At 67.7% G+C, this 13,202-nt stretch carries 15 protein-coding genes; 13 read left to right on the top strand and 2 right to left on the bottom strand.

Annotated features, from left to right (window positions below; translation table 11 throughout):
- Positions 1 to 183: 183 nt before the first annotated feature.
- The 3 genes from AC4EEO_RS19990 to AC4EEO_RS19980 all read left to right on the top strand — a co-directional run bounded on the left by AC4EEO_RS19990 (position 184) and on the right by AC4EEO_RS19980 (position 3,450).
- Positions 184 to 486 (top strand): hypothetical protein, encoded by a 303-nt coding sequence (locus AC4EEO_RS19990; RefSeq protein ID WP_491340451.1) that lies wholly within the window; start codon positions 184 to 186, stop codon positions 484 to 486.
- A 62-nt stretch (positions 487 to 548) separates the two neighbouring features.
- The gene (locus AC4EEO_RS19985; protein ID WP_491339562.1) at positions 549 to 2,549 is read left to right on the top strand and encodes an acyl-CoA dehydrogenase family protein; all 2,001 of its coding nucleotides are present in this window, start codon (positions 549 to 551) and stop codon (positions 2,547 to 2,549) included.
- Positions 2,550 to 2,613: 64 nt separating this feature from the next.
- Complete coding sequence (locus tag AC4EEO_RS19980) at positions 2,614 to 3,450, top strand: YrzE family protein (RefSeq protein WP_491339561.1); 837 nt, start codon at positions 2,614 to 2,616, stop codon at positions 3,448 to 3,450.
- A gap of 21 nt (positions 3,451 to 3,471) precedes the next feature.
- On the opposite strand, the gene AC4EEO_RS19975 is transcribed toward AC4EEO_RS19980, so the two are convergent.
- A complete protein-coding gene (locus AC4EEO_RS19975) occupies positions 3,472 to 3,873 on the bottom strand; it encodes a YchJ family protein (RefSeq protein WP_133832827.1) in 402 nt (133 codons plus the stop codon).
- A gap of 163 nt (positions 3,874 to 4,036) precedes the next feature.
- On the opposite strand from AC4EEO_RS19975, the gene AC4EEO_RS19970 reads away from it, so the two are divergent.
- From AC4EEO_RS19970 to AC4EEO_RS19950, 5 genes are all read left to right on the top strand, one after another.
- Positions 4,037 to 4,684 (top strand): hypothetical protein, encoded by a 648-nt coding sequence (locus AC4EEO_RS19970; protein ID WP_026265188.1) that lies wholly within the window; start codon positions 4,037 to 4,039, stop codon positions 4,682 to 4,684.
- A gap of 40 nt (positions 4,685 to 4,724) precedes the next feature.
- Positions 4,725 to 5,729: an aldo/keto reductase family protein gene (locus AC4EEO_RS19965; RefSeq protein WP_491339560.1), complete on the top strand. Its 1,005-nt coding sequence runs from the start codon at positions 4,725 to 4,727 to the stop codon at positions 5,727 to 5,729.
- Entirely contained in the window at positions 5,730 to 6,590 is an 861-nt protein-coding gene (locus AC4EEO_RS19960) for an SDR family oxidoreductase (RefSeq protein ID WP_109864274.1), read from the top strand.
- Between the two features lie 108 nt (positions 6,591 to 6,698).
- On the top strand, positions 6,699 to 7,811 hold the full coding sequence (locus AC4EEO_RS19955) for a sulfite oxidase (protein WP_491328896.1): 1,113 nt from the start codon (positions 6,699 to 6,701) through the stop codon (positions 7,809 to 7,811).
- A gap of 35 nt (positions 7,812 to 7,846) precedes the next feature.
- A complete protein-coding gene (locus tag AC4EEO_RS19950) occupies positions 7,847 to 8,230 on the top strand; it encodes an RNA-binding S4 domain-containing protein (RefSeq protein WP_018763919.1) in 384 nt (127 codons plus the stop codon).
- Positions 8,231 to 8,261: 31 nt separating this feature from the next.
- Here the strand turns inward: AC4EEO_RS19950 and AC4EEO_RS19945 are convergent, their stop codons facing one another.
- A complete protein-coding gene (locus AC4EEO_RS19945; protein ID WP_026265185.1) occupies positions 8,262 to 8,768 on the bottom strand; it encodes a hypothetical protein in 507 nt (168 codons plus the stop codon).
- 88 nt (positions 8,769 to 8,856) lie between these two features.
- Here AC4EEO_RS19945 and AC4EEO_RS19940 point away from each other — a divergent pair, with 88 nt between their 5' ends.
- The 5 genes from AC4EEO_RS19940 (at position 8,857) to AC4EEO_RS19920 (ending at position 13,197) form a co-directional block, all read left to right on the top strand.
- Positions 8,857 to 9,738, top strand: a complete 882-nt coding sequence (locus AC4EEO_RS19940; protein ID WP_491328897.1) for a cytochrome c oxidase assembly protein — start codon at positions 8,857 to 8,859, stop codon at positions 9,736 to 9,738.
- A gap of 159 nt (positions 9,739 to 9,897) precedes the next feature.
- Complete coding sequence (locus AC4EEO_RS19935) at positions 9,898 to 10,458, top strand: uracil-DNA glycosylase family protein (RefSeq protein ID WP_491339559.1); 561 nt, start codon at positions 9,898 to 9,900, stop codon at positions 10,456 to 10,458.
- A gap of 246 nt (positions 10,459 to 10,704) precedes the next feature.
- Complete coding sequence (locus tag AC4EEO_RS19930; protein WP_491339558.1) at positions 10,705 to 11,340, top strand: DedA family protein; 636 nt, start codon at positions 10,705 to 10,707, stop codon at positions 11,338 to 11,340.
- A 42-nt stretch (positions 11,341 to 11,382) separates the two neighbouring features.
- Complete coding sequence (locus tag AC4EEO_RS19925; RefSeq protein WP_018763914.1) at positions 11,383 to 12,090, top strand: FadR/GntR family transcriptional regulator; 708 nt, start codon at positions 11,383 to 11,385, stop codon at positions 12,088 to 12,090.
- Between the two features lie 30 nt (positions 12,091 to 12,120).
- Positions 12,121 to 13,197 carry an asparaginase gene (locus AC4EEO_RS19920; protein WP_018763913.1) on the top strand — a complete coding sequence of 359 codons (1,077 nt, stop codon included), beginning with the start codon at positions 12,121 to 12,123 and terminating at the stop codon, positions 13,195 to 13,197.
- Positions 13,198 to 13,202: the final 5 nt, after the last annotated feature.

Raw genomic sequence — 13,202 nt, 5'->3', positions numbered from 1 at the left:
AGGTTAACGCAGGCCGCCGCGACCACTCCGTGACCTACCTCCGGGTAGTGTCTCGATCCCGTATCAACAGCCCCTCCAGCCCCACCCGCCTCTGGCTGGCGGCGGGACTGTCCCCCTACGCTTCAGCTAATGGTCTTCACCACAGCAGTCTTTCGCCACCGCAACGCCGCAGCAGGGGGATTCATGCAGTTCGATCTGAGCACAGTGGAAACAGCCACCTTGGTTTTCATCGGGACGCTGGTGTTCGGCGCGGTCCTGGCCGGATTCGTCCTGGCCGCCGGGCTGGTTGCCCTGGTGGTGCTGGGCGCCGGAAAGCTCACGTGGACGGTGCTGTCCACCACGCTCCTGGCGGTGGTCCACGGAATCAACGCCGGGTGGGACAGGCTGGTCCACCGTGCGGCCGCCGTCGATCTGTCCGGCGATTTCAAGGGGCAAACGGCCCCTGGCACGGGAACCTACCCGCGGGTAATCTTGAGTGACAGCTGAAGGGTTCTCCAACCCGGCGGATCCATGGCTACACCGGCCATTCCGGCCCGAGGAGATAACCCATGAGCTCCGCAACTGACAGCCAGGCCAAAGACGCCCCGGCTGAGGAAATCCCCGTTCCGGCCGGCAACATCGGGGCCGGAGCCACCGCCGAAGATGCCAGGGCCGTCGCAGAGGCCGCCCGCGAAACCGGCTGGGACCGCCCCAGCTTCGCCAAAGGCCTCTACCTGGGCAGCTTCGACCTCGGCCTGGTCCACCCCTGGCCGGCCGCCGATCCGGCGTCCGTGGAAAAGGGCGAGGCCTTCATGGCCCGCCTGACCGAATACGCCAAGTCCATGTCCGGGCGGATCATTGAACGGGACGCAAGGATTCCTGACGAGTACATCAGGGACCTGGCCGCCCTGGGCGTCTTCGGCATGAAGATCCCGGAGGAATACGGCGGCCTGGGCCTCTCACTGGTGTACTACGGCCGGGCGCTTGCCCTTCTCGGCAGCGTCCATCCCAGCCTGGGAGCGCTCATCTCCGCCCACCAGTCCATCGGCGTTCCGGAGCCGGTCAAGGTCTTCGGCACGCCCGCGCAGAAACGCGAATACCTTCCCCGCTGCGCTGCCGGCGCCGTCACGGCGTTCCTCCTCACGGAACCGGACGTCGGCAGCGATCCCGCCCGGATGGGCAGCACGGCAACGCCAACGGACGACGGCGAGGCGTACCTCCTGGACGGCGTGAAGCTGTGGACCACCAACGGCGTGATCGCCGAACTGGTGGTGGTGATGGCCCTGGTTCCCGCCCACACCGACGCCGCAGGCACCACCCACAAAGGCGGCATCAGCGCGTTCGTGGTGGAGATGGACTCGCCCGGCATCACGGTGGAGAACCGGAACGCCTTCATGGGCCTGCGCGGCATCGAAAACGGCGTGACCCGTTTCCACCAGGTGCGGGTCCCCGCCGCGAACCGGCTGGGCCGCGAGGGCCAGGGCCTGAAGATCGCCTTGACCACCCTGAACACCGGCCGCCTGGCGCTGCCGGCGCTGTGCGTGGCCTCGGGGCGTTGGAGCCTGAAAATTGCCCGCGAATGGTCCAACGCCCGCACCCAGTGGGGCCGGCCCGTGGGCGAACACGAGGCCGTGGGCAAGAAGATCGCGTTCATCGCGGCGTCCGCCTTCGCCTTGGACGCGGTCTTTGAACTCGCCGCCGAACTGGCGGACGCCGGGCAGAAGGACGTCCGCATCGAAGCCGCGCTCGCCAAACTCTGGGCCACGGAGATCAGCTGCCGGATCGCGGACGAGTTGGTGCAAATCCGCGGCGGCCGCGGATTTGAAACGGCCGAGTCGCTGGCGGCCCGGGGCGAACGAGCGGTACCGGCCGAGCAGCAGTTGCGCGACATGCGGATCAACCGGATCTTCGAGGGGTCTTCCGAGATCATGCGGTTGCTTATTGCCCGGGAGGCCGTGGACGCGCATCTGGCGGCCGCGGGCGACCTCGCGTCCCTCGATGCGAGCCTTGCCGATAAAGCCAGGGCCGCCGTCGGCGCCTCCGGTTTCTACGCAAAATGGCTGCCCAAGCTGGTGGCGGGCGCCGGCATGGACCCGCGCTCCTACAGCGACTTCGGCCGGCTGGCCAAGCACCTGCGCTTCGTGGAACGCTCCTCGCGCCGGCTGGCACGGCAAACCTTCTACGGCATGGGCCGGTGGCAGGCAAAGCTGGAGCGGAAGCAGGCCTTCCTGGGCCGCATCGTGGACATCGGCGCCGAACTCTTCGCCATGACCGCATGCTGTTCCCGCGCTGAAATGCTGCTTCGCACCTCCCCCGGTACGGCCGCGGGCGCCTACGAACTTGCCGATGCCTACTGCGAGCAGGCAAAAGTGCGGGTGGACGAGTACTTCGACCAGTTGTGGAGGAACACGGACGACGCCGACCACGCGCTGACCCGCAAGGTCCTCGCCGACGATTACACCTGGCTGGAAGCCGGCGTGCTTGACCAGTCCGAGGGGACCGGCCCGTGGATCGCCGATGCCTCTGCCGGGCCGTCCAGGAAGGAAGACCTGCACCGCAAATACCGGTAAAACCGCAGGTCACGAAATAATAAGCACGCTTGCTATCGGTGGGGGCGGGTGGTTGAGTTAGTTCATGAGCAGCTCAACGGACCCAGAGAACCTGCCTCCCCGCCATGCCCGGGAGGATGAGACCTCCCGCCGCGGCAACCCCCGCGCGGACGCAGCGGAGGATCCCGCCACACGGTCGATCGACCAGGCACCGGCCCGCCCGCGCGAGCGGGAACGCGACCGGGACTACGGCGCCGCCCCGTCCGCTGAGCGGGAGTACCGCCCTGCCCCCGCTACTGCTGCGGCACCCGTGGTGGACCCGGCGCTCGCGGACGGGGAAACCGCCGTCGCCCGCCAAAAGGAACGGTTCGGCGGCATCAAAGCCGGCTCTGCGTTCTTCGGCTGGCTCACCGCCACCGGAATGGCCGTGCTGCTGACTGCATTGGTTGCTGCTGCCGGGACCGCTGTGGGGCTGGCCAACAACACGGACGTCAACGCGGCCGTGAACCAGGCCGCGCAGAACAGCGGCACCGTGGGGCTGGTGGGCATCATCGTCCTGCTGGTGATCCTGTTCCTCTCCTACTATTGCGGCGGTTACGTCGCCGGCCGGATGGCGCGCTTCAACGGCGCAAGGCAGGGTCTCATGGTGTGGATCTGGGCCCTGATCGCGGCCGTTGTGGTCGCCATCCTCGGCCTCGTGGCGGGTCAGCAGTTCAACGTCCTGGCCAACCTCAACAGCTTCCCGCGGATTCCCGTCAACGAGGGCCAACTGACCACCACCAGCATCATCGCAGCCGTGGTGGTGGCGGCTGTGGCCCTGGTGGGCGCCGTCCTCGGCGGCCTTGCGGGGATGCGGTTCCACCGCAGGGTCGACCGTGCCGGTTTCACCCCGGACAGCGAGTATTACGACGACGGCGAGTAGCCCGCAGGCGGCGCGCCGCTGCTAGGGGGACAGGATGTCGCCGTCCACATAGAGCCACCGGCCGCCTTCGCGGACAAACCTGCTGGCTTCATGGAGAACCCCGCGGTCCGCGCCGTGCCGGTAATAGGCCTTGAACTCCACAGTCCCTTCGGTGTCGAACGGACCGCCCTGGCTGGTGGCAACGATGTCGAGGCGCCGCCACTGCATGGCCGGATCCAGGTCGAGGCCGGCCGGGACCGTTGATGGATGCTGGGTCCGGAGCAGGTAGGCCTCATCCAGCCGGGCAAACGCGCTGTAGCGGGACCGCATCAGCTGCTCCGCGGTTGAAGCTTCCGCCGTGCCGGAATGGAACCTGCCACAGCACTCGGCGTACTGTTCGCCGGACAGGCATACACAGTTCGCGGACTCATTCGATTCGGTCATCCGGTGATGCTGTCACATCGGGTAACAGCTTCGCTACAACCCTGTCCATGCCACCGCGCCCGGCGGCATGGGACGCCAAAAATCCGTATGGTTGAGAAGGAGCTTGCCCCTGGCGCTGTGCGCCGGCAGCGGGCCCGGGATGTTGGTGGAAAGGAGTGATGACGTGGAGCAACCGGACACTCTGGTCCTCAACCTGACCTTCTTCGGCACCATGGGCGTAGCCCTCCTGATGTTCCTGGTCCTCTTCCTCCTCGGGGTGCTTACCTTGGTCCTTGCCGGCGTGGGCCGGCTGGCGGGCATCGTGGTGATGGCCCTGTTCGGAAAGGGCCCCCGGAAGGGCAGTGCGCTGTTAATGGCGGCACGGAGCGAAAGCCCGGAGGGCCGCCCATCCTGGCGGGAACGTGCAGCCGCCGTGAAGCCGGCACGGCTCAGGGAGTCGCTGCGCACCGTCGTCGTACGCCACCCCAAACTTGCCGCGGCCCGGGCCGAGCCGCCTGTCCTGGCCGAAGACTGGGCCTCAGCCGTGGCCGAAGCCGACAAACGCGCCGAGGCCAGGGCACGGGCCGCCGCGCCCGAAATCAAGCTCTCGGTGCGGGACCTTCCGGACCCGGCGGCGCCCGCCGACAAGGTTGCCCAGGTAGCCCCACTGGTGGAATCCGCCCTGCACAACCACCGGCCGCCGCACGAACTGCCGAGGTCCTTCAAGAAGCCCGTGCCGCCGCATCCGGTGCCGCCGCTGGACACCGGGTCCCTCGTTTCGCTCGCAGGCCCGAAGCAGGTCCTCAAGGGCAAAGCGCCGGAGAACCGCTAAGCCCTTACCCTGAGCAACCAACTGGGTTAGCGTGAAACCCATGGAATTCAGATACCTCGGAAACAGTGGCTTCAAAGTCTCGGAAATCACGTTCGGCAACTGGCTGACGCACGGCTCGCAGGTGGAAAACGACGTTGCCACCCAATGCGTGCGGGCAGCCCTTGACGCCGGCATCAGCACTTTCGACACCGCGGATGTCTATGCAAACACCGCAGCGGAAACCGTCCTGGGCGAGGCCTTGAAGGACGAGCGGCGCGAGTCCCTGGAAATCTTCACCAAGGTCTTCGGCCCCACCGGCCCCAAGGGCAAGAACGATGTGGGGCTCTCCCGCAAACACATCATGGAATCCATCAACGGGTCCCTGCGCCGGCTGCAGACGGACTACGTGGACCTCTACCAGGCCCACCGCTACGACTTCGAGACGCCGCTGGAAGAGACCATGCAGGCGTTCGCGGACATCGTCCGGCAAGGCAAGGCGCTCTACATCGGCGTCAGCGAGTGGACCGCCGACCAGCTCCGTGAAGGGCACCGGCTGTCCAAGGAACTCGGCTTCCAGCTCATCTCCAACCAGCCCCAGTACTCCATGCTGTGGCGGGTCATCGAAGCGGAAGTGGTCCCGGCGTCGGAAGAGCTGGGGGTATCCCAGATCGTCTGGTCGCCCATGGCCCAGGGCGTCCTCAGCGGCAAGTACCTTCCCGGCCGGCCGGCCCCGGAAGGCAGCCGCGCCACCGATGAAAAGGGCGGCGCCAAGATGATTGAGCGGTGGATGCGCGACGACGTCCTGGCCGGCGTGCAGGACCTGAAGCCGATTGCCGCCGAAGCCGGCCTGACCATGCCGCAGCTCGCCGTTGCGTGGGTCCTCCAGAACCCGAACGTGGCGTCCGCCATCGTGGGTGCGTCCCGGCCGGAACAGATCGCGGACACCGTTGCGGCGGCAGGAGTGAGGCTGGATGCCGAGGTCCTCAAGAAGATTGACGACGCCATCGGCGGCCTGGCCGAACGCGACCCGGCCCAGACCAAGTCGCCTGCCACCCGGGAAGCCTGAATGGCCGCCCCGGCCGATCTTCCTGAGCTGGCGGTCACCGGATCCACCGGAGGCCTGGGCGGCATGCTGGCGCGGCAACTTGCCACGTCCGGCTTCGCGCAGCGGCTGTTGGTGCGCGACCCGGCCCGGGCGCCGGAACTGGCAGGGGCCTCCGCCGTGGTGTGTTCCTACGGCGACGGTGCGGCGTCCCGGCAGGCCCTGGATGGAGTGAAGCTCCTGTTCATGGTCTCCGCTGCCGAGGCCGAGGACCGGCTGCAGCAGCATTATGCGTTCGTGGACGCAGCCGCCGACGCGGGAGTCCAGCATGTGGTGTACACGTCCTTCTACGGCGCCGCGCCGGATGCCACGTTCACCCTGGCCCGGGACCATTACGCCACGGAGGAGCGGATCAAGGCCTCCGGTATGGACTTCACGTTCCTACGGGACAACTTCTACCTGGACTTCCTGCCGCTCATGGCCGGAGAGGACGGCGTGATCCGCGGGCCCGCCGGTGACGGCGTGTTTTCCGGGGTGGCACGGGAGGATGTGGCCCGCTCCGCCCACGCAGTGCTCCGCGACCCGGCGATCCACAAGGGAATGACCTACAACCTGACCGGGCCGGAAGAACTGACCATGGCGCAGGCCGCCCGGGTGCTGAGCGACGGAACCGGACGGACCGTCAGCTACCACCCGGAGACAGTGGAGGAAGCCTACGCCTCCCGGGCGTCCTACGGCGCTCCGCAATGGCAGCTGGACGCATGGGTGAGTACGTACACGGCCATGGCGGCCGGCGAAATGGCAGGGCTTTCACCTGACGTGCACGGCTTGACCGGCCAGGACCCCATCAGCCTGGCCGAGTTCCTGACGCGGCCCGTCCTGTAGCGCTCCGCTCCCCGGTCCGTGGGCTGTTGACGGACCGGGGATCCCGGCGTAGACCAGTGCCTAGGCGCCGCCACCCCGGCGGAGCACGGCCCACAGAATCCCGGCGCCATGACACAGACCAGAGAACACAGCCAGCCACCGGCTGCGGAAGCCCCGCCGGTATCCGCGGGCCCGTCGGAGGGTCCCCTTACTCCCGAGGAATTGCAGCTCTCCGCCCGCAACCATTCAATGCCGCTGGAAGCGCTCCGCCGCGACCTCACGCCTCCCGGGCTGCACTACGTACTCACGCATTTCGATATCCCGGACATCCAGGCCACGTCCTGGCACCTGCGGATCCGGGGTGCGGTGGAACGGGCCCTGGAGCTGAACCTCGCAGCCCTCCGCAGGGCCCCGGCCATCACCGTCCCGGTCACCCTTGAGTGCGCGGGCAACGGCAGGTCGCTGCTGGAGCCGCGGCCCCTCAGCCAGCCGTGGGTGCTGGAAGCGGTGGGCACGGCGCAATGGACCGGTGTTCCGCTGGCCTATCTCCTGGATAAGGCGGGAATACTGCCCGGCGCCCTGGAAGTGGTCTTCACCGGCGCGGACGCGGGTGTTCAAGGCGGCGTCCCGCACCACTTCGCGCGCAGCCTTCCGGTCCGCGAAGCCCTGCGTCCCGACGTCGTCCTTGCCTACGCCATGAACGGCGCCGAACTGCCGCCGCAGCATGGGTACCCGCTGCGGCTGGTGGTTCCGGGCTGGTACGGGATGGCCAGCGTCAAGTGGCTGGAGTCGATCGAAGTGGCCAGGGAGCCGTTCACCGGGTTCCAGCAGCAGTCCGCCTACCGGTACCAGGCCACCGCGGACGACGCCGGCAGGCCGGTTTCGAGGATCAGGGTGCGTTCGCTGATGGTTCCGCCGGGTATCCCGGACTTCTTCACCCGCCGGCGGTTTGTCCGCCCAGGCCCGGTCATGTTGCAGGGCCGCGCCTGGTCGGGGGAAGGTGCCGTGGCCGGCGTCGAGGTGGCCGTTGATGGCACGTGGCTGCCTGCCCGTTTGGACAAGCCCGCGGGCGGCTACGCGTGGCGGGGGTGGAGCATGCAGTGGGAGGCCGCGCCCGGTGAGCATCTCCTGGCCTGCCGCGCCAGCGACACCACCGGCGCCACCCAGCCGCTGGAGCAGAACTGGAACTACCAGGGGATGGGCAACAACGTGGTGCAGCGGGTCACGGTCACGGTGGAGTGAAGCCGGCGGGCCCGGGGCTATACTCGGTGCCAATCATGACCAGCCTCCCTTCCTCCCCCGCCAGCGTCCGAATCGATGCGTGGTTGTGGGCCGTCCGCGCCTACAAGACACGGTCGGCCGCCACTGCCGCCTGCCGCGCCGGGCATGTCCGCCTCAACGGCAGTCCCGCCAAGGCTTCCGCGACGCTGGTCACGGGAGACACGGTGACGGTGCGCATGTCCGGGTACGAGCGCATCCTTGAGGTCCGGCGGCTGATCGCCAAGCGGGTGGGAGCCGAGGCCGCCTCCCACTGCTTTACGGACCACACTCCCCCACGGCCCGTCCTGCCGGCACTGGGACTCCCGCAGCGCGACCGGGGCGCCGGGCGGCCCACCAAGAAGGACCGCCGGGAGATGGAGCGCCTCAAGGGGCCGGCCTGACCTGCCCTGCCCTGCCCTGCCCTGCCCTGGGTCAGCTTTTGGTGCGGGCCCGCACCAGGTTCGCATACGGCAGTTTCCCGTATTCCTCGACAAAGCCCGTGTGGTAATCCGCCTCGGCCTGGTTGAGGGTTTCGGCGGCCATTTCCTTCCAGGCAACCAGCAGCGCGCCCGCATCCCTGAGTTGCCAGATGAGCCGGCCGTCCCAGTGGCCCGGCGGCTTTCCGTGTCCGAAGTCCAGGAACTCCTGGATCTGCCGCCTCAGCCCGCGGTTGCCCTTGCTGCCCGGACCGGCTTTGCCGAGGTACAGGACGGCTGCGGTGTCCAGCCAGGCCGCTCGGAGGTCCCGCTCCGTCAGGGAGGGATCTTTCTTCTTGAAGACACCGGCGGTGCTCTTTGTCAGGAATTCCGGCTGGAACGTGTCGGGCGCTATCACGGCGAAAATACCCGTTCCCCGCGGGACCCGCATGACGTCAAGGTCCTTCAGGGGCCGGAAGCCCAAGAAGCCGTCGTCTTTCAGGCCCTTCCTGGTGAACTGCATCCTCACATTGAACAGCATCCCGGCAGTGCAGCCCCGGTTTCCGGTAAACGCCCATCCTCCTCCCAGGAAGACTGGCTACCATTGCCGCGTGCCACCCCTTGAGATCCTCGTTTCCTCCTGGCGCCTGGACTGGGCCTCCACGGCTTTCGTCGTTGCGGCCGGAGTCCTCTACGGGTGGGGGATGCGTTCAGCCGGACGGAATGGCCACCGGTGGCCGGCCTGGCGCGCGGTGGCGTTCTACGTCCTGGGCCTTGGTACTTTCGTCATCCTGACCTGCGGTTTCACCGGCGTGTACGGCCCGCAGCAACGATGGGCCTTCACCCTCAAGATTTCGCTGCTGCTCTTTGTGGTCCCACTGCTCATCGGCCTGGGCAAGCCGCTGACGCTGGCGCGTGCGGCGTTGCCGGACCACGGAATTAGGGTCTTCGACGCCGTGCTCTCCAGCCGTCCGGTGCGGTTCGTCAGCAATTCATTCGGCGCACCCCTGCTGGGGCTGGCGCTCTTCTCCACTTTCCTCACCCCCGCCTTCTACACGCTGCGGACCAGCCCCGCGGCCGACGCACTGCTCACGCTCGGCGTCCCCCTGCTGGGCATGCTCATGGCCCTGCCCATCATCGAAGAATCCAACTTCCAACGGTCCAGCGCCTACCTGACCCTGGAATTCATGTTCGTGTTCATTGAGCTGCTCATCGACGCCGTGCCCGGCATCCTCCTCAGCCTCAACGGCCAGGTCCTCGACCATGCACTGACCGTCCCGGATCCCCAGTGGTGGTTCCGGGACGCCCTCCAGGACCAGCAGTTCGCAGGGAATCTGCTCTGGTTCATCTGCGAGGTGGTGGACCTGCCGCTGATCATCCTTATGTTCATCCGCTTCTCGCGCAGCGACAAGCGGGAAGCCGTGGCTTTCGATGAACTGACCGACGAGCAGCTCGATGCGCTCCACAACCAGCACCTGCGGGGCCGCCACTAGGCTGGCCCCGGCCAAAAATCAAGTGTGCCCACCGCTCGCCGCGGAAGCGTAGAGTGACAGAGGACGCCTGATTCTGGACGCCTCGCTGCAAAGGGAGAAATCGTGACAATTGATTGGGACGAAAAAAAGGCCCTGCTACAGGAACCGAACATCGCGAAGGTGACCCAACTTTGCGAAGAACTGATGGAAAAGAAGCCCGGTTCCACCGTCCCCTACATCGACCCCGTGCATGACGAAGACGAGTGCAGAATCATCAGCCTCCAGGCCAGCCCGGGCAAGGGCACCGAATCCGGGTTCGTCTCGCTCTACAACGACGACGAGGCAGCCCGCCGCGCCACCCAAATCTACGAACTCGCCGAACTGGATCCGCAGTACGTCATGCCGTGGAACGCCTACCCCTGGATCCGCGACAGCGGCAGCCCGTCGGCGCTGAGCGTCCAGGAGAAAACTGACGGCCTGCGCCCCTTCCGCCAGTTCCTCAAGATCAATTCCCGGGTCTCTGCCGTCATCGCGCACGGCACGGACGCCTCGACGTTCCTGACTCTCTTTGAGAAGACCTACCACTCGTCGCTGAAGAACAGCGGCATCAAAATCTACAAGGCCTCCGCCCTCGGCGGCAGGGCCTTTGCTGTTTCAGAGGCCAAGCAGGAAGAACTCCTGGCCAAGAGCGTGGAAACCTACCGTGATGCCATGCAGCGGGCGGGCATCCAGCACCTCTAGGGTTGAATCAGCGCCGCCCACCGGCTTTCCGCCGGCAGCGATGAGCAGGGCTGGCGGGACCAAACTGTCAGGGAATTTCCAGGCGCAAAGGCGCATACTCGTACGTACCTGACCGCCGGCCAAAGAAGGCTCTACCGTGACGTCCGCCCCCACCCGCCCGATCGGCGCTGCGCCCGCGGCACCTGCCGCGTCCCCCGTTCGCCGGTGCGGTGTTCAGCCCGGCGATGCGGGCCTGGGGTTGCTGCCATGACGGGGTTCATCGATGGCCTCATGAACGTCAGCCCCCTGGTGGCGTACATCGCGGTGTTCTGTCTCGTCTTTGCCGAGGACGCATGGTTCATCGGCTTCGTCATCCCGGGAGAAACCGCGGCCGTCCTGGGCGGAGTGGTGGCCAGCCGGGGCGAAGTCCAGCTGGGAGCGATGATGGCCCTGGTGGTCGCCGCCGCGATCGTGGGCGACAGCGTGGGATACGAGGTGGGCAAGCACCTGGGCAGCCGCATCCTGAAGACCAGGGCGCTGGCCCGGCACTCCGGAAAGCTGCAGAACGCCCAGGACCTGCTGCGCCGCCGGGGCGGCTCCGCCGTCTTCCTCGGGCGCTTCACCGCCTTCTTCCGGGCGGTCATGCCCGCCCTGGCCGGAACTTCGCGGATGCCGTACGGCCGCTTCCTTGCCTACAACGCGGCGGGCGGCGTGGTGTGGGGCATCGGCTTCGTCCTCTTGGGTTTCCTGGCCGGCAACTCCTATGAAGCCGTGGCCCAGGCAGCCGGCCGGGACATCGCCGTCGTCATCGCCGCGGTGGCGGTGGCCGCGCTTGTTGCCTGGCACTTCCGCTCACGGCGACGGCGGCAACACCACCGCGCCGCGGAGCAACGGCAGGACTAGGGAGGGCTTGACAGTGACTGTGACGGGTGCCATATTTAAGGCGTGAACCTGTCAGACAGCCGGACAGCAGGACAGCCTGCTTACCGTCCCCTTGCCCGGCTGAGCGCTGCCGAGGCGGTGTTCAACGCCCTCCGCGCGGACATCGAGTCCGGCACCCTTCCGGTGGGCAGCAAGCTCAGCTCGGAGGCCACACTGTCCCAGCAATACGGGGTCAGCCGCTCGGTCATCCGGGAAGCGCTCCGTTCCTGCACCGCCCTGGGCCTGACGGTTACCCGGACCGGCAAAGGCACGTTCGTCATTGCCGGCAAGGTGGCCAACGACCTGACCCTGGGGCAGTACTCGGCGCGGGACCTGACCGAGGCCCGCCCGCACATCGAGGTCCCCGCCGCCGGACTGGCCGCACAGCGGCGCACCCCTGAAGAACTGGATACCCTTCGCGACATCGTGGCGGCCATGGCCACGGAAACCGACCCCGAGTCCTGGGTGGCCCTGGACTCCTCCTTCCATGCCGCCATCGCCCGCGCCAGCGGCAACAAGGTCTTCGCCAGCGTGGTGACGGACATCCGTGACGCGCTGGCCCACCAGTCCGAAACGCTGAACATGGTGGCCGACCGCCAGCACGCCTCCGACGTGGAACACCAGCAGATCCTGGCCGCCATCGAGGCAGGCTCCGCGGACAAGGCCCGCGCCGCCATGGCCCACCACCTGGAAGCCGTGGGCGCCGCCCTGGACTCCATCCTCAACAATTAGACACATCCAACCAACCTTTCCAAGGACGCCATGCCATCCCCCGTGTTTTCCGCTGCCCGCACCGCTGCCCTGGGTGAGGCGGCCCTGCCGCACCACACCCCGCTGGTGGCCGCCGTCCGTGACGGCCTCGTGGAGAGCGTGCACTACGGCTCGGCAATCGCCCTCGCGGCTGACGGGTCCGTGGCGGCAACCGCCGGTGATCCCCAGGCCCCCTTCTACCCGAGGTCAGCGCTCAAGCCGCTCCAGGCCGTCGCCATGGTCCGGGCCGGTCTGGACCTTCCGGCCGACCTCCTGGCCCTCGCCGCCGCAAGCCACTCGGGCTCCGCGGCGCACCGCGACGGCACCCGGCGCATCCTCGATCTGCACGGGCTGGCCGCCACCGACCTTGAGAACAGCTCCGACCTCCCCTACGGCACCGCCGAACGTGAGGACTGGCTGCGCACCGGCGGCGGCCCCACGCAGACCACCCAGAACTGTTCCGGAAAGCACGCCGCCATGGCCGCGACCTGCGTGATCAACGGCTGGCCCGTCCGGGGCTACCTGGATCCCTCCCACCCGCTGCAGCAGCTCGTGGCGCGGACCGTCACCGAGCTGACGGGAGAGTCACCCGCTGCCCTGAGCACCGACGGCTGCGGCACCCCGTTGTTCGCCCTCACCCTGGGCGGCATGGCCCGCGCGTTTGGCCGGATCGCCCGGGCGGCGTCCCTTGCAGCCACGCACGACGACGGCGGGCCCGGTTCCGGAAGCGCGGAAGCCGCCGTCGGGCTGGCCATGCAGCAGCACCCCGACATGGTTGCCGGTGAAGGCCGGGATGTCACCGACCTGATGCGGCTGCTCCCGGGGGCCGTGGCCAAGGATGGCTTCGAAGGCGTCCAGCTGGTGGGCCTGGCCAACGGCGGCGCAGCAGCCGTCAAGATTTCCGACGGCGGCGACCGCGCCCGGATGCCCGCCACCGTCCGCCTGCTGGATGCGCTGGGCGTGGACATCGAACCGTTCGCCGGTATCGCCACCGCCCCCGTCCTGGGCGGCGGCCACCAAGTGGGGCAGTTGCTGGCCACCGATTTCCTGGATACCACCCCGTCCACGCCCGACAACGAAGCCCTGTGAGGACC

It is taken from the genome of Pseudarthrobacter sp. MOO13 (genome assembly GCF_058267655.1).
Note: the sequence above shows the minus strand (reverse complement) of the source record. Positions and strands in the feature narration are given on the sequence as shown.